Annotated in this window: 15 protein-coding genes; 12 read left to right on the top strand and 3 right to left on the bottom strand. The window is 65.0% G+C overall.

Going from position 1 to position 14886, the window contains the following annotated elements; all coding sequences use genetic code 11:
• Position 1 precedes the first annotated feature (1 nt).
• The gene (locus tag AC3IYG_RS05015; protein WP_489312650.1) at positions 2 to 1276 is read left to right on the top strand and encodes a uracil-xanthine permease family protein; all 1275 of its coding nucleotides are present in this window, start codon (positions 2 to 4) and stop codon (positions 1274 to 1276) included.
• 58 nt (positions 1277 to 1334) lie between these two features.
• Here the strand turns inward: AC3IYG_RS05015 and AC3IYG_RS05010 are convergent, their stop codons facing one another.
• The 3 genes from AC3IYG_RS05010 to AC3IYG_RS05000 form a co-directional block, all read right to left on the bottom strand.
• Positions 1335 to 2732, bottom strand: a complete 1398-nt coding sequence (locus AC3IYG_RS05010) for a spinster family MFS transporter (RefSeq protein WP_489312649.1) — start codon at positions 2730 to 2732, stop codon at positions 1335 to 1337.
• A gap of 147 nt (positions 2733 to 2879) precedes the next feature.
• Positions 2880 to 3905 (bottom strand): ferrochelatase, encoded by a 1026-nt coding sequence (gene hemH / locus AC3IYG_RS05005; RefSeq protein WP_489312648.1) that lies wholly within the window; start codon positions 3903 to 3905, stop codon positions 2880 to 2882.
• Between the two features lie 13 nt (positions 3906 to 3918).
• The gene (locus AC3IYG_RS05000; RefSeq protein WP_489312647.1) at positions 3919 to 4821 is read right to left on the bottom strand and encodes a TIGR01777 family oxidoreductase; all 903 of its coding nucleotides are present in this window, start codon (positions 4819 to 4821) and stop codon (positions 3919 to 3921) included.
• Between the two features lie 207 nt (positions 4822 to 5028).
• Here AC3IYG_RS05000 and AC3IYG_RS04995 point away from each other — a divergent pair, with 207 nt between their 5' ends.
• From AC3IYG_RS04995 to AC3IYG_RS04945, 11 genes are all read left to right on the top strand, one after another.
• Positions 5029 to 6015, top strand: a complete 987-nt coding sequence (locus AC3IYG_RS04995) for an NAD(P)/FAD-dependent oxidoreductase (protein WP_489312646.1) — start codon at positions 5029 to 5031, stop codon at positions 6013 to 6015.
• Positions 6012 to 6227 (top strand): TIGR02450 family Trp-rich protein, encoded by a 216-nt coding sequence (locus AC3IYG_RS04990; protein ID WP_489312645.1) that lies wholly within the window; start codon positions 6012 to 6014, stop codon positions 6225 to 6227. The genes AC3IYG_RS04995 and AC3IYG_RS04990 overlap by 4 nt, the downstream gene beginning before the upstream one ends.
• A gap of 196 nt (positions 6228 to 6423) precedes the next feature.
• Complete coding sequence (locus AC3IYG_RS04985; protein WP_489312644.1) at positions 6424 to 7386, top strand: YbgA family protein; 963 nt, start codon at positions 6424 to 6426, stop codon at positions 7384 to 7386.
• A 3-nt stretch (positions 7387 to 7389) separates the two neighbouring features.
• Positions 7390 to 8331 (top strand): MerR family transcriptional regulator, encoded by a 942-nt coding sequence (locus AC3IYG_RS04980; protein WP_489312643.1) that lies wholly within the window; start codon positions 7390 to 7392, stop codon positions 8329 to 8331.
• Positions 8332 to 8341: 10 nt separating this feature from the next.
• Complete coding sequence (phrB, locus tag AC3IYG_RS04975) at positions 8342 to 9823, top strand: deoxyribodipyrimidine photo-lyase (protein WP_489312642.1); 1482 nt, start codon at positions 8342 to 8344, stop codon at positions 9821 to 9823.
• Positions 9811 to 10260 carry a nuclear transport factor 2 family protein gene (locus AC3IYG_RS04970; RefSeq protein ID WP_489312640.1) on the top strand — a complete coding sequence of 150 codons (450 nt, stop codon included), beginning with the start codon at positions 9811 to 9813 and terminating at the stop codon, positions 10258 to 10260. The genes phrB and AC3IYG_RS04970 overlap by 13 nt, the downstream gene beginning before the upstream one ends.
• Positions 10257 to 11027 (top strand): SDR family NAD(P)-dependent oxidoreductase, encoded by a 771-nt coding sequence (locus tag AC3IYG_RS04965; protein ID WP_489312638.1) that lies wholly within the window; start codon positions 10257 to 10259, stop codon positions 11025 to 11027. Before AC3IYG_RS04970 ends, AC3IYG_RS04965 begins: the two co-directional genes overlap by 4 nt.
• Positions 11028 to 11036: 9 nt before the next feature.
• Positions 11037 to 12284, top strand: coding sequence for an NAD(P)/FAD-dependent oxidoreductase (locus AC3IYG_RS04960; RefSeq protein ID WP_489312637.1), 1248 nt, complete (start codon positions 11037 to 11039; stop codon positions 12282 to 12284).
• Positions 12284 to 13084, top strand: coding sequence for a DUF1365 domain-containing protein (locus AC3IYG_RS04955; protein WP_489312636.1), 801 nt, complete (start codon positions 12284 to 12286; stop codon positions 13082 to 13084). Before AC3IYG_RS04960 ends, AC3IYG_RS04955 begins: the two co-directional genes overlap by 1 nt.
• Positions 13071 to 14345: a class I SAM-dependent methyltransferase gene (locus tag AC3IYG_RS04950; protein ID WP_489312635.1), complete on the top strand. Its 1275-nt coding sequence runs from the start codon at positions 13071 to 13073 to the stop codon at positions 14343 to 14345. Before AC3IYG_RS04955 ends, AC3IYG_RS04950 begins: the two co-directional genes overlap by 14 nt.
• A complete protein-coding gene (locus AC3IYG_RS04945; RefSeq protein WP_489312634.1) occupies positions 14338 to 14853 on the top strand; it encodes a DUF2878 domain-containing protein in 516 nt (171 codons plus the stop codon). The genes AC3IYG_RS04950 and AC3IYG_RS04945 overlap by 8 nt, the downstream gene beginning before the upstream one ends.
• The last annotated feature ends 33 nt before the right edge of the window (positions 14854 to 14886 follow it).

The following is a 14886-nucleotide window of genomic DNA, read 5'->3' as shown; positions in this document are numbered from 1 at the left end:
CATGCAGGATGAATTCAACGACCCGCTCTGGCGGCAGATTCTGTCGGGCGCGCAGATGCTCTTCGTCGCCTTCGGCGCGCTGGTGCTGATGCCGCTGATCACCGGCCTCGACCCGAATGTCGCGCTGTTCACCGCGGGCCTGGGGACTATCCTGTTCCAGGTCGTCACCGGGCGACAGGTGCCGGTGTTCCTCGCCTCCAGCTTCGCCTTCATCACCCCGATCATTCTCGCCAAGGGCCAGTTCGGCCTGGCCGAAACCATGGGCGGCATCGTCGCCGCGGGCTTCGTCTACACCTTCCTCGGTCTCGCGGTGAAGATCAAAGGCACCGGCTTTATCGACCGCCTATTGCCACCGGTGGTCATCGGCCCGGTGATCATCTCCATCGGCCTGGCCATGGCGCCGATCGCCGCCAACATGGCCATGGGTAAAAGTGGCGACGGCACCGAGCTGATCCCTTACCGCACCGCCATGCTGATCTCCATGCCGGCGCTGCTGACCACCCTGATCGTCGCGGTGTTCGGCCGTGGCATCTTCCGCCTGGTACCGATCATCTCCGGGGTACTGGTCGGTTTCGCCATGGCCTTCTACTTCGGCGTGGTCGACACCGCCGCCATCGCGGCGGCGCCCTGGCTGGAACTGCCGAACTTCACCGCGCCAGCGTTCAACTGGCAGGCGATTCTGTTTATCGTACCGGTCGCCCTGGCTCCAGCCATCGAGCACATCGGCGGGGTGATCGCGGTCGGCAGCGTGACCGGTCGCGACTACCTGAAAAAACCCGGCCTGCACCGCACCCTGCTGGGCGACGGGATCGCCACCTCGGTCGCCGGCCTGTTCGGCGGCCCGCCGAACACCACCTATGCCGAAGTGACGGGCGCGGTGATGCTGACCAAGAACTACAACCCGAAAATCATGACCTGGGCGGCGATCTTCGCCATCACCCTGGCCTTTATCGGCAAGTTCGGCGCGCTGTTGCAAAGCATCCCGGTGCCGGTGATGGGCGGCATTCTCTGCCTGCTGTTCGGCTCCATCGCCGCGGTCGGGATGAACACCCTGATCCGCCACAAAGTCGACCTGGCCGAAGCGCGCAACCTGGTGATCGTCTCCGTGACGCTGGTGTTCGGCATCGGCGGGGTCTTGATCGGCACCGGCACCGGGCCGGATGACTTCGGCCTGAAGGGCATAGCCCTCTGCGCCATCGTCGCCATCGGCCTGAACCTGCTGCTGCCGGGCAATGACAGCTGGAAGAACAAGGTGCTGGACGAGCACAAGCTCTGACCTTCCAGGCATGAAAAAGCCCCGCAACCGCGGGGCTTTTTCATGGAGCCTGTTGATCTCAGATGCCAGCCTCTGCGGGAATAGCCGCTGAGGGTGACGATGCACTCGGTGCTGAGCCGCCTGCAGCGGGTTCGGCAGCCCACTGCTGCAGGCGCGCCACGCTCTCACGGTAGGGTTGCAAGCCCTTGTTCAGCAGGTACACCGAGCTCAGCACCGCCAGGCTGGTGACGATCAGCAGCGAATAGCGCAGCGCGTTATCGTCGGCGAACACATAGTCGGTCACCAGGGCCACGGCTGTCGGGCCGATACCCAGGCCGATCAGGGTGATGACGAACAGATAGATCGCCGACGCCTGGCCACGCATGGCATTGGGCATGATGTCCTGGATCGCCGCCGGCGCCACCCCGAACGGCATGCTCAGGAAGAACACGGTCGGGGCCATCAGCAGCGCCGCCATGTTGGCATTGTCCAGCAGCGGGAAGACCAGCACGCACGGCAGCGCACCCACCGCCGCGTAGAGGCCGACGCGCATATTGGCGTCCGTGCGCCCGTGCTTGGACATCCAGTCCGCCAAGCGCCCGCCGAAGACGATGCCCAGGCAACCGAAGACCGCCACGATACTGCCGTAAACCACGCCGACGTGCCCGGCATCCCAACCATAGGTGCGGATAAAGAATGTCGGAATCCAGGCGGCGCTGCCGTAACCGGCGAAGGCCAACCCGGCGAAGCCGAAGTTATGGCAGAGCACGGTGCGACGGTTGGCGCCAATGTAACGACCAACCTCCGCCAACGGCACTGCCACTCCGGCTCCCACGCCACGCCGAGCGGGCTCGCGCACGGCCAGCATCAGCAAGGTGAAGACCACACCCGCGGCGCCCAGCAGCAGGAAGATCAACTGCCACGGACGCACTTCGCCGAGCACCGGCAACAACACATCGCCCTGCGCCGAGGCGAACTTGATCACCAGGCCACCGAGCAGGAAGGCCAGCCCGGAACCGAGGTAGACGCCCATCGAGTACACGCTGATGGCGGTGGCACGGCGATCGGCGGGAAAGCTGTCGGCGATCAGCGAATAGGCCGCCGGCGACAACGCCGCCTCACCGACCCCGACGCCGATCCGGCAGAGCAGGAATTGCCAATACAGCCTGGCCATGCCGCAGGCCGCGGTCATCGCGCTCCAGAACAGCACGCCGATCGCGATCAGGCCGCGCCGGCTTTTGGTATCGGCAAGGCGGCCGAGGGGAATGCCACAGACGGTGTAGAAAACCGCGAAGGACAAGCCCATCAACAGGCTCATCTGGGTGTCGCTGATCATCAGGTCGCGGCGGATCGGCGCCACCAGCAGATTGAGGATCTGCCGGTCGATAAAGGACAGGACGTACGCCACCATGAGGATGGCGACAGTGCTCCAGGCACGAAAACTGGAGGGATAACCGACATTATTGTTGTTATGCACAAGCGGTCTCCTCGGCGCCGTTTACGCGACGCGCGACGGTTAGAAGTGAGCGCAGCTTAGCCTCATCAATAACCGTACTTATACAGCCTGGAGAGTGTTATCCATCGAGCGAATGCAGCAAGCGCCCTTGCGCGAATGACCGGCAGGTCACAACCCTTGCGGCGCGCGTTCGCACAGGCGGTTCAGCGCCGCCACCCAGCGCGGCTGATCATTCAGACAAGGCACCAGCACCAGTTCCTCGCCACCGGCCTGCTGAAACTGCTCAAGGCCGCGAATACCGATTTCTTCCAGGGTCTCGATACAGTCGGCCACGAACGCCGGGCACATCACCAGCAGCTTTTTCACCCCCTGGCGGGCCAGCGCTTCGAGCCGGGCCTCGGTGTAGGGTTCGATCCATTTGGCCCGCCCCAGGCGCGACTGGAACGACACCGACCACTGCCCGGGCTGCAGGCCCATGCCGGCGGCGAAGGCTTCGGCACTGCGCAGGCACTGGGCCCGGTAGCAGGTCGCGAGCACGTCCGGGGCGGCCGTGCGGCAGCAATCCGGGCCTTTCAGGCAATGGCCGGGCGTGGGGTCGAGTTTGCGCAGGTGGCGCTCCGGCAAACCGTGATAACTCAGCAGCAGGTGATCGAAACCCTGTTCGAGGTGAGGCTTGGCGCTCTCCACCAAGGCATCGATGTACTCGGGTTGCTCGTAGAACGGCGGCAGGATGGCGAACTGCAGGTTCAACTTCTGCTCGCGCACCACGCGCTTGACCTCTTCGATCACCGTGGTCACGGTGCTGTCGGCGAACTGTGGGTACAGCGGCGCCAGCGTTACCCGCTGGATGCCTTGCGCGGCCAGGCGTGTCAGTACGCTCTGGAGCGACGGCTCGCCGTAGCGCATCGCCAGCTCCACCGGGCCCTGGGTCCAGCTGATTTTCATCGCGTCTTGCAGGCGCTGGCTGAGCACCACCAGGGGCGAGCCCTGCTCCCACCAGATCGAGGCGTAGGCATGCGCCGACGCCGCCGGCCGCTTGATCAGGATCAGCGACACCAGCAGACGCCGCAACGGCCACGGCAGATCGATCACATAGGGGTCCATCAGGAACTGGTTGAGGTAACTGCTCACATCCGCCACCTCGGTAGAAGCCGGCGAACCCAGGTTGACCAGTAGCAAAGCGTGATCGGTCATGCAAAATCCCTAGTCAATGACGGCCCAAAATATCGTTCAGGGCCGAATCCACATCGTTGAAGCGAAAACTGAAACCGGCCTCGCTCAGCCGCGTTGGCAACGCCCGCTGGCCCCCCAGCAACAGCGCGGCCAACTCGCCCAACGCCAGGCGCAACAGCGCCGCCGGCACCGGCAGGAAAGCCGGCCGGCGCAGCACCCGGCCCAGCGCGCGGCTGAACTCGGCATTGCGCACCGGCTGCGGCGCGCAGGCATTATAAGGACCCTGGGCGCTGTCCTGCTGTAAGAGAAAATCGATCAGGGCGATTTGATCGGTCAGATGAATCCACGGCATCCACTGCCGCCCATTGCCAATCGGCCCACCCAGGCCCAGCTTGAACGGCAGCAGCAGGCGCTTGAGAAAACCGCCATCGTAGGCCAGCACCAGCCCGGTGCGCACCAGCACCACGCGGATGCCCTGCCTGGCCGCCTGCTGCGCCGTCTCTTCCCAGGCGCCGCACAACTGGCTGGCAAAATCCTCGTTCACCGGAGTGGCGGATTCTCGCAACTCGCGCTCGCCGCCATCGCCATACCAACCCACGGCGGAACCGGAGAGCAGCACCTGCGGCTTTTGCTCGCGACCCTCCAGCCAACTCACCAGTCGTTCGGTCAGGGTGACCCGGCTGGCCCAGAGCAACGCCTTGCGTTTGCTGCTCCAGGGCCGATCGGCGATGGGTGCGCCGGCCAGGTTGATCACCGCATCCAACGGCCCGCTGCCATAGTCCTCGAGCCGACCGATGCCACGTACTGTTGCACCGCAGAGCGCGGTCACCCGCTCCGGCGTGCGGCTCCAGACCGTCAGGTGGTGCCCTTGGGCCAACCAATGCCGGCACAGGCCACGGCCGATCAACCCGGTACCGCCAGTCAGCAAGATGTGCATGGAATCCTCCTCGCAGGGTGTAAAAAATCGAATGCACCCTAGTCTGGTTATCAAGCGTGAACGGCTTTTTTAACCCTAGCGGCTGTCCTAACCTTAGAGAGACTTTTTTGGAAACTCGCGTCGACGGCAGTCATCCTATACATCATGGAGTTATTGTATAGGTTTTACTCAAGGCGTAACCTGAAGATACGGGTAACGAGGTAAACCATGAATGCACCCATCGCGATTATCGGCACCGGCATAGCCGGGCTGTCCGCAGCCCAGACCCTGCACACCGCCGGCCAGCCGATTCACCTGTTCGACAAAAGCCGCGGCAGTGGTGGCCGCATGGCCAGCAAACGCAGCGACGTTGGCCCCCTGGACCTGGGCGCGCAATATTTCACCGCCCGCGACCGCCGTTTTCTCGAAGCCGTGCAGCAGTGGCAGGCCCGGGGCTGGGTCGCGGAGTGGACGCCGAGCCTCTACAACTTCAGCGATGGACGCCTGAGCGCCTCGCCCGACGAGCAGGTGCGCTGGGTCGGCACGCCACGCATGAGCGCCATCACCCGCGCCATGCTCGGGGCTTTGCCGGTGAACTTTTCCTGCCGCATCACCGAAGTGTTCCGCGGCCCGCGCCACTGGAACCTGCAGGATGCCGATGGGCAGAGCCACGGCCCCTTCAGCCACGTCATCATCGCCACTCCCGCCCCGCAGGCCAGCGCCCTGCTGGCCGCCGCGCCGAAGCTGGCCGGTGCCGCCGCCAGCGTCGCCATGGAGCCAACCTGGGCCGTCGCCCTGGCATTCAGCCAGCCGCTGGCGACCGCGGTCGAAGGCTGCTTCGTGGAGGGTGGCCCGCTCACTTGGCTGGCGCGCAACCGCAGCAAACCCGGCCGCGACGCACAGATGGACACTTGGGTGCTGCACGCCAGCAGCGCGTGGAGCAAGCAGCATCTGGACCTGCCCAAGGACAAGGTGATCGAGCATTTACTCGGGACCTTCGCCGAACTGATCGGCTGTGCCGTACCGGCCCCCACCTTCAGCCTGGCCCATCGCTGGCTCTACGCTCGCCCCGTCAGCAGCCACGAATGGGGCTCGCTGGCGGATGCCGACCTGGGGCTTTATGCCTGTGGCGACTGGTGCTTGTCCGGTCGCGTCGAAGGGGCTTGGTTAAGCGGTCAGGAAGCGGCGAAGCGCTTGCTCGAACACCTGCAATGAACCGCCTAACCCCGCGCAAATTGCTGCTGTCGAAATGGACCGCGGCGCAACCGGCAAACCGTGAAAAGCACTTTCTGGTCACCGAGTTGTTTCGTGACGAAGCGGGCACGGTGCTGCAGATCGAACTGCAGGCGGTCCTCACCCAGCGCAGCGAGCGCCTCGACTGGCGAGTACTGCAAGATGGCCAGCGCTGGCGAATGGGCTGGCAATAGCAACCCAAGCAAGGCCCGCCCCCGCTCCGCCACTGAGCCAAGACGCCCCCGCCCCCCCTCAATCGCTCGCGACATCCGCCGAGCTGTCGCCCGCATATCCTGTACAAAAAGCTTGACCTGTACAACTGCGCTTCTATGATGACCATTACCTGTACATAAATTACGCCTTGTACAAGTAAAACGCAGAAGGTGCAGCATGACAGCGTCCACAGCCAGCAAGCCCAGACTGGGCATCAGCGCCTGTCTGCTCGGCAGCGAGGTGCGCTACAACGGCGGTCACAAAGAATCGCGCCTGTGCAGCCGCGTCCTGAGCGAGCACTTCGAGTTCGTCGCGGTCTGCCCCGAAGTTGCCATCGGTTTGGGTATTCCGCGCGAACCAATCCGTCTGGTCGGTGACCCGGATGCGCCACGAGCGCTCGGTACGCTGCAGCGCGCCCTTGATGTCAGCGTGCCGCTGGCCGAGTACGGCGAGCGCATGGCCGCCGAGCTGAACGGCATCTGCGGCTACATCTTCATGCAGAAATCGCCTTCCTGCGGCCTGGAACGGGTCAAGGTTTACCAGGACAACGGCATGCCGGCCGATGCCGGCGGCCGCGGGATATTCGCGGCCGCCTTCTGCGCGCGGCACCCGGATCTGCCGGTGGAGGAAGATGGCCGGCTCCACGACCCGATCCTGCTCGAGAACTTCCTCAGCCGCGTGTTCGCCTATGCCCAATGGCAGGACCTGCTGCAGAGCGGGCTGACGCGCCACACGCTGATCGCCTTCCACTCACGCTACAAATACCTGCTGCTGGCCACCGATCCGCTGCAATACAAGGCGCTTGGCCAGATGCTCGGCAGCCTGGGTCAGCAAGACCTGCAGCAGCTGGCCTCGCGCTATTTCAGCGCGCTCATGGCGGCCCTGAAGAAATGCGCCACCCGCCGCACCCACAGCAATGTGCTGCAGCACCTCAGCGGCTACCTGAAACGCACCCTGTCGGCCGACGAAAAGCTCGAGATCAACCAACTGATCCACCAATACCGCCTGGGCATCGTGCCGCTGGTCGTGCCGCTGACGCTGCTCAAACACCATTTTCGCCGGCACCCGGATCACTACGTGGCGCAACAGGTTTACCTGCAACCGCATCCGGAAAACCTCAGCCTCAGGAACGCGCTCTGAGCCATGGACGAGCCCATCATCACCCCGTCCGATGACGACGAGCTGCTGGCCGCGCTCGCCAGCGACCTGCTGCCGATCCGTGACGTCGCGCGCCAAACCGGGGTCAACCCGGTGACCTTGCGTGCCTGGGAGCGCCGCTACGGCCTGATCGTCCCGCAGCGCACCGCCAAGGGTCATCGCCTGTACTCCGCGGCGCATGTGGCGCGCATCCAGGCGATCCTCACCTGGCTCAATCGCGGCGTTGCGATCAGTCAGGTCAAGGGCCTGTTGGACGCCCCCCGGCCCAGCGCCAACGACAGCGACAACAGCTGGTATACCGCGCGCCAAGTGCTGCTCGGTGCGATCAGCGAGCAGGCCGAACGACGCCTGGACGACAGTTTCAACCGCGCCCAGTCGCTTTATCCGCCGCGCACCCTCTGCGAGCAATTGCTGCTGCCGCTGCTGGCCGAGTTGGAGCAGCGCTGGCAAGGCCAGTTCGGCGCGCAACTGGAGCAGGTGTTCTTCTATTCCTGGCTGCGGAGCAAGTTGGGCGCGCGCATCTACCACAACAACCGCCAGCAAAGCGCTGCGCCGCTGCTGCTGATCAACCTCTCGGCCTTGCCAATGGAGCCCGCGCTGTGGCTCTGCGCCTGGCTGGTCAGCAGTGCCGACTGCCCGGTGGAGGTGTTCGATTGGCCGCTCCCGGCACTGGAGCTGAGCCTGGCGGTCGAGCACATAAAGCCGCGCGCGGTGCTGCTGTATTCCAGCCAGGCGCTGAATGGCAGCCTGCTCCCCGGCCTGCTGTCAGGCCTCGACTGCCCACGGCTACTGGCCGGACCAACGGTACGCATCCATCGGCGCGAGCTACGTGTACTTACACAACAGATCAGCGGCGTAAGCCTGGCCACCGACCCGCTCGATGCCCTGCAAACCCTGCAGCGCCTCGGCTTGCTGGAAAATCATTAGGAAAAGCTCAATGCGTCAATTGATCTGGTTTCGCACCGACCTGCGCGTACAGGACAACACCGCCCTGGCTGCCGCCATGAGCGCGGGGCCGACTGTCGCCGTGTTTTTGCTCAGCCCCGGCCAGTGGCAAGCCCATGACGATGCGCCGAGCAAGGTCGACTTCTGGCTGCGCAACCTGCAGGAATTGTCCCGCACCCTCGGCGAGCTGAACGTGCCGCTGCTGATCCGCAGCGCCGACACCTGGAACGAGGCCCCGCCGGTCATCGCCGGCCTGTGCCGGGAGTTGCAAATCGACTGCGTGCAGGTCAACGAGGAATACGGCATCCACGAAAGCCGCCGCGACCAGGCGGTGGCCGCCGCACTCGATGCGCAAGGCCAGACGTTTCGTAGCCACCTCGATCAATTGCTGTTCAAGCCGGGCAGCGTGCTGAGCAAAACCGGCGGCTATTTCCAGATCTACAGCCAGTTCCGCAAGGTCTGTTACAGCCGCCTGCACACCGCCATGCCCGGCCTGGTAAGGCTGCCCGCCGCCCAGGCGCCACTGGGCCTGGCCAGCGACCCGCTGCCCAGCGCCGTGGACGGCTTCGCCACGCCCGACGCCGGCCTGCGCGCGCTTTGGCCGGCAGGTGAAACCCAAGCACTGGAACGCCTGCAGCGCTTTGCCGACGAGCAGATCGACGGCTACAAGGAACAGCGCGACCTGCCGGCCAAACCCGGCACCAGCCAGCTGTCGACCTACCTGGCCGCGGGCGTGGTTTCGCCGCGCCAATGCCTGCACGCCGCGCTGATGAGCAACTGCGGCGAGTTCGAAAGCGGCAACCTCGGCGTGGTCACCTGGATCAATGAACTGCTCTGGCGCGAGTTCTACAAGCACATCCTGGTTGGCTACCCACGGGTTTCGCGCCATCGCGCCTTCCGCCCGCACACCGAAGCCTTGCCCTGGCGCCAGGTGCCGAAAGAGCTCGCCGCCTGGCAGGAAGGCCGCACCGGCTTTCCGATCATCGACGCGGCCATGCGCCAGTTGCTGGCCACCGGCTGGATGCACAACCGCCTGCGCATGATCGTGGCGATGTTCCTGACCAAGAACCTGCTGATCGACTGGCGCGAAGGCGAGCGTTTCTTCATGCGCCACCTGATCGACGGTGACCTGGCGGCGAACAACGGCGGCTGGCAATGGAGCGCCTCCACCGGCACCGACTCGGCGCCGTACTTCCGCATCTTCAACCCGATCAGCCAGTCGGAGAAATTCGACCCCGAAGGCCGCTTCATCCGCCACTGGCTGCCGGAACTGGTGGGCTTGAACAACAAGGACCTGCACAACCCCGCCGCCTTGACCGCCCATGGCCGCGGCCTGTTCGGTCCGCTCGAATATCCACAGCCGATGGTCGACCTGGGCAAGAGCCGCACGCGCGCCCTGGCCGCCTTCAAGCATCTGGGCAAAGCGCTCCCGCGCGATGCCTATGCCGATGGAGAAGCACAATGGATGAACTGACAGCCGCGAGCGAGCCAAGCGATTTTCTGCGCCGTTTCGCCCACGCCTTCGCCGCCCTCGACGGGCGCAACCTCCAGCGCCTGGAGCAGTTGTACAGCGATGACGTGCAGTTCAGCGACCCGTTGCAGGCCATCAACGGCCTGCCGGCGATGCGCCGCTATTTCGCCCAGCTGTACGCCAACGTCAATGAGCTGCGCTTCGACTTCCATGGCTTCGACCCGGTGCGCACAGGCGAAGGTTACCTGCGCTGGACCATGAGCTACCGCCACCCGCGCTTGAACGCTGGCCGCTCGATCCAGCTGCAGGGCTGCTCGCACCTGCGGTGGCGCAACAAGGTGCATTACCACCGCGACTACTTCGATGCCGGCGCCCTGCTCTACGAGCACGTCCCGCTGCTGGGCCGCGTCATTGGCTGGCTGAAAGGACGACTGGCATGACTGAGGCGCGGCGTATCTGGCTGACCGGCGCCAGCAGCGGGATCGGCGCGGCACTGGCCGAACAGCTGCTCCAGGCCGGCCATCGCCTGGCCCTGAGCGCGCGCAGCGTAGCGCCCCTCGAGGCACTGGCGGCCCGCTACCGCGAACAGGTGCTGGTGGTGCCGGGCGATCTTGGCGAACGGCAGCAAGTGCACGCCATCGGCGAACGCATCGAGCAGCACTGGGGCGCCCTGGATACGGTGATTCTGAATGCCGGCACCTGCGAGTATGTCGAGGTCAGCGACTTCCAGGCGGCTATGGTCGAGCGTGTGCTGCGCGCCAACCTGCTGTCTGCCAGCTACTGCGTCGAGGTCGCCCTGCCGCTGCTGCGCAAAGGCCATAAGCCGCATCTGGTCGGCGTCGGCAGTTCGGTGACCTACCTGCCGCTGCCGCGTGCCGAGGCTTATGGCGCCTCGAAAGCCGGCCTGCGCTACCTGCTCGAAGCGTTGCGTATCGACCTGGCGGCAGAAGGCATCGACGTCAGCGTGATCAGCCCGGGCTTCGTCGACACCCCGCTGACGGCAAAGAACGACTTCCCCATGCCAATGCGCTGGCCGGTACTGAAAGCCGCCCGGCACATCGCCCGGCGCCTGGACAAAAGGCCCTACGAGATCGCCTTTCCCGGCCCCTTTATCGCCACCCTGCTCCTGTTGGCGCACCTGCCCAAACGCCTGCAGCTGGCCCTTGGCAAACGCCTGGCGCGCGCGCAACCGCCGAAGAATTGCTGAGGAAGCCGTATGAAAATCGCCATCATCGGCAGCGGAATCTCCGGCCTGACCACGGCTTATCTGCTGAACCGCCAGCATGAGATCCAGGTGTTCGAGGCCAGCGACTGGGTCGGCGGCCACACCCATACCGTGGACGTCGAGGTAGCCGGCCGTAGCTATGCGCTGGATACCGGCTTCATCGTGTTCAACGACTGGACCTACCCGAACTTCATCCAATTGCTCGAACGACTGGGCGTCGGCTACCAAGCCACCGAGATGAGTTTTTCCGTGCACGACCCGCTCAGCGGCGTGGAATACAACGGCAACAGCCTCAACAGCCTGTTCGCCCAGCGCCGCAACCTGCTGTCGGTGAGATTTTGGGGCATGCTGCGCGACATCCTGCGCTTCAACCGCGCAGCCCTGGACGACCTCAACCACAACCGCATCAGCGCCGACACGACCCTCGGCGCCTACCTGCAGCGCGGCGGCTACAGCCCGCGCTTCATCGAGCACTACATCGTACCGATGGGCGCCGCGATCTGGTCGATGTCGCTGGCCGACATGCTCGGCTTTCCGCTGCAGTTCTTCGTGCGCTTCTTCAAGAACCACGGCCTGCTCTCGATCGGCGATCGCCCGCAGTGGCATGTGGTCGAAGGCGGCTCGCGCCGCTACGTGGCGCCGCTGAGCGCCGGCTTCCGCGAGCGCATCCGCCTCGATTGCCGGGTCGCACGGGTCGAGCGCGACGAGTTCGGCGTCACCTTGCACAGCAGTGCCGGCGTCGAGCGTTTCGACAAAGTGGTGTTCGCCTGCCACAGCGACCAGGCGCTGCAGCTGCTGGCGCAACCGAGCGCGGCCGAGCGGAGCATCCTGGGCGCCCTGCCCTATGCCGACAACGAGGTGGTGCTGCATACCGACACCCGCCTGCTGCCCGACCGGCGCCTGGCCTGGGCCAGCTGGAACTACCGCCTGGGCGGCCCGAGCGCGCGGCCGGCAGCGGTGACCTACGACATGAATATCCTCCAAGGCATCGAAAGCGAGACCACCTTCTGCGTCAGCCTGAACCAGACCGCGGCCATCGACCCGGACAAGATTCTCTCGCTGCATACCTACGCCCATCCGCAATACAGCCTGGCCGGCATGGCCGCCCAAGCGCGCTGGGCCGAGTTGCTCGGTGCCCGGCACAGCTATTACTGCGGCGCCTACTGGGCCAATGGCTTCCATGAAGACGGCGTGGTCAGCGCCCTGCGTGTGGCCCGCGCCTTCGGCGAGGAGTTGTAATGAACAGCGCCCTGTACAGCGGCTGGGTTCAGCACCGGCGCTTTGCGCCCAAGCCGCACGACTTCCGCTATCGCATGGGCCTGCTCTACCTCGACTTGGAGGAACAGGAGCAGGTGCTCGGCCTGTCGCCCCTGGCCGGACGCGGACGCTGGGCGCCTTTTGCCTTTCGCGAAAGCGACTTCCTGCCGCAGTTCACCCGCGCCGGCGTCAAGCTGATCGACGCCGTACGCCAGCGGGTCGGCGAGGCCCTCGGCCACACACCGCACGGCGCCGTCCGCCTGCTGGCGCAGCCGCGCAGCTGGGGCCTGGCGTTCAATCCGGCGAGCTTCTTTTATTGCTTCGAGGCCGACGGACGACTGGCAGCCGTGCTCTGCGAGGTCAGCAACACCCCCTGGCGCGAGCGCTACCACTATGTGCTGCCAGCCGCCGGCGAGGGCCGCCAGCATGTCAGCGTGGCCAAGGCCTTTCACGTTTCGCCGTTTCTGCCGCCCGACCTGGAATACCGCATGGCCTTCAGCCCGCCGGGGGCTCGCCTTGGCCTACGCATGGCCGACTGGCAGGGCGAGCAAAAACTGTTCGACGCCAGCCTCAGTCTGCAGCGCTGCGAGCTCGACCGCCGCAGCCTGCACCGCCACCTGCTGAGCTTTCCGTGGATGACCGGAAAAACCGTCCTGGCCATCTACTGGCAGGCCCTGCGCCTGCTGCTCAAACGTACCCCACTGTTTTCCCATCGGGTGGCGCAAGGCTCTGTGCGCATGGCCAGCCTGAGCCCAAAGGAAACGCCTGATGAAAAGCCCTAGCCTCACCTCCGCCAAGAATCAGCTGCGTACCGGCAACGGTATCGGCGCCAGCCTGTTGCGGCGCGCCGTGCTGCGCCAACTCGGCCGGTTGCGCCATGGCCAGCTGGTGCTCAGCGAAGGTGGTGATCGCCTGGTGTTCGGCCAGACCGATGCGCCGCTGCAAGCCGAGATCCATGTCCTGGACTCCGCGCTCTGGGGGCTGGTGGCCGGCAACGGTTCGATCGGCGCCGGCGAGGCCTATATCCACGGCTACTGGAGCAGCCCGGACCTGACCGCGGTGATCCGTGTCTTCGCCAGCAACCTGGAGGTGCTGGACGGTATGGAGCGCGGCCTGGCCCAGCTCGGCCGGCCGCTACTGCAGGGCCTGCACTGGCTCAACCGCAACACCCGCAGGGGCTCGCGGAAAAACATCGAGGCCCATTACGACCTCGGCAATGCGTTGTTCGAGCAGTTTCTCGACCCGACCATGATGTATTCGGCCGCACAGTTCCTCAGCCCGACCGACAGCCTGGAACAGGCCCAGCTGAACAAGCTGGAGCGCATCTGCCAGAAACTCGCCCTGAGCACCGATGACCATCTGCTGGAAATCGGCACCGGCTGGGGCAGCATGGCCCTGTATGCCGCCACCCACTACGGTTGCCGGGTCACCACCACCACGCTGTCGAAGGAGCAGTTCGCCTATACCCAGCAACGTATCGAGCAGCAGGGGCTGCAGGAACGCGTCACCCTGCTGCTGGAGGACTACCGCGACCTCGACGGCCAGTACGACAAGCTGGTGTCCATCGAGATGATCGAGGCCGTCGGCCACCGTTTCCTGCCGACCTATTTCAAGCAATGCGCCCAGTTGTTGAAACCCAACGGGCTGATGCTGCTGCAGGCCATCACCATCCGCGACCAGCGCTATGAACAGGCGAAAAGCAGCGTCGACTTCATCCAGCGCTACATCTTCCCCGGCGGCGCCCTGCCCTCGGTGCACAAGATGCTGGAAATCGTCACCCGCGAAACCGACATGAACCTGCACCACATGGAAGACTTCGGCCTGCATTACGCCCGTACCCTGCACCTGTGGCACGACAACCTGCGTGCGGCGCGACATAACCTCGAACAACTTGGCTACGACGATTACTTCTACCGCCTGTGGGAGTTCTACCTGTGCTATTGCGAAGGCGGCTTCATCGAACGCAGCATCGGCACCGCGCAATTGCTGCTGGCCAAACCGGCGGCGCAACCGGCACCCTTGCTGGGACGTTTCGATGCCTAAGGTGCTGACCAACGCCGTGTTATTCCAGCTCGGCTGGTTCGCCTGTGTGTTCAGCCCGCAACAACCCTGGTTGCTGCTGGTACCCTTGCTGGCGATCGGCGTCCATCTGGCCTGGGTCAGCAGTTTCCGGGCACAGGAAGGCCGCTTGCTGCTCAGCGTGCTGCTGATCGGCAGCGCCCTGGACAGCTTGCTGATGCACCTGGGGCTGTTCGACTTCGGCCGGGAGCGTCTGCTGATTCCGCTCTGGCTGGCGTTGCTCTGGCTGCTATTGGCCAGCACCCTCAATCACTGCCTGGCCTGGGCCGCGCAACCCTGGTGGCGCGCTAGCCTGCTGGGCGCCATCAGCGGGCCGCTGTCCTATTACGCTGGCGCGCAACTGGCCGGCGTCGTGCTGCCCCACGGCACCTGGCCGAGCCTGTTGCTGCTGGCGGCCATCTGGGCGCCGGGGTTACCGCTGCTGTTGGCGCTGGCCCGCTGGTACCGAGAAGAACCGACGCCTGACGTTTGATCAGGCGCTGGTCGGTTGCTTCACACCGACGGT

It is taken from the genome of Pseudomonas sp. KH_027 (assembly GCF_057838565.1).
The sequence above is the reverse complement of the archived record's forward strand: the minus strand, read 5'-3'. Positions and strand labels throughout refer to the sequence as shown.

Excerpts from the sequence above, each read along its gene's own strand:
- AC3IYG_RS05015 (WP_489312650.1), top strand. The coding sequence starts at position 2 with ATGCAGGATGAATTCAACGACCCGCTCTGGCGGCAGATTCTGTCGGGC.
- hemH (WP_489312648.1), bottom strand. The coding sequence starts at position 3,905 with ATGACCGATCACGCTTTGCTACTGGTCAACCTGGGTTCGCCGGCTTCT.
- AC3IYG_RS05000 (WP_489312647.1), bottom strand. The coding sequence starts at position 4,821 with ATGCACATCTTGCTGACTGGCGGTACCGGGTTGATCGGCCGTGGCCTG.
- AC3IYG_RS04995 (WP_489312646.1), top strand. The coding sequence starts at position 5,029 with ATGAATGCACCCATCGCGATTATCGGCACCGGCATAGCCGGGCTGTCC.
- AC3IYG_RS04990 (WP_489312645.1), top strand. The coding sequence starts at position 6,012 with ATGAACCGCCTAACCCCGCGCAAATTGCTGCTGTCGAAATGGACCGCG.
- AC3IYG_RS04985 (WP_489312644.1), top strand. The coding sequence starts at position 6,424 with ATGACAGCGTCCACAGCCAGCAAGCCCAGACTGGGCATCAGCGCCTGT.
- AC3IYG_RS04980 (WP_489312643.1), top strand. The coding sequence starts at position 7,390 with ATGGACGAGCCCATCATCACCCCGTCCGATGACGACGAGCTGCTGGCC.
- phrB (WP_489312642.1), top strand. The coding sequence starts at position 8,342 with ATGCGTCAATTGATCTGGTTTCGCACCGACCTGCGCGTACAGGACAAC.
- AC3IYG_RS04970 (WP_489312640.1), top strand. The coding sequence starts at position 9,811 with ATGGATGAACTGACAGCCGCGAGCGAGCCAAGCGATTTTCTGCGCCGT.
- AC3IYG_RS04965 (WP_489312638.1), top strand. The coding sequence starts at position 10,257 with ATGACTGAGGCGCGGCGTATCTGGCTGACCGGCGCCAGCAGCGGGATC.
- AC3IYG_RS04960 (WP_489312637.1), top strand. The coding sequence starts at position 11,037 with ATGAAAATCGCCATCATCGGCAGCGGAATCTCCGGCCTGACCACGGCT.
- AC3IYG_RS04955 (WP_489312636.1), top strand. The coding sequence starts at position 12,284 with ATGAACAGCGCCCTGTACAGCGGCTGGGTTCAGCACCGGCGCTTTGCG.
- AC3IYG_RS04950 (WP_489312635.1), top strand. The coding sequence starts at position 13,071 with ATGAAAAGCCCTAGCCTCACCTCCGCCAAGAATCAGCTGCGTACCGGC.
- AC3IYG_RS04945 (WP_489312634.1), top strand. The coding sequence starts at position 14,338 with ATGCCTAAGGTGCTGACCAACGCCGTGTTATTCCAGCTCGGCTGGTTC.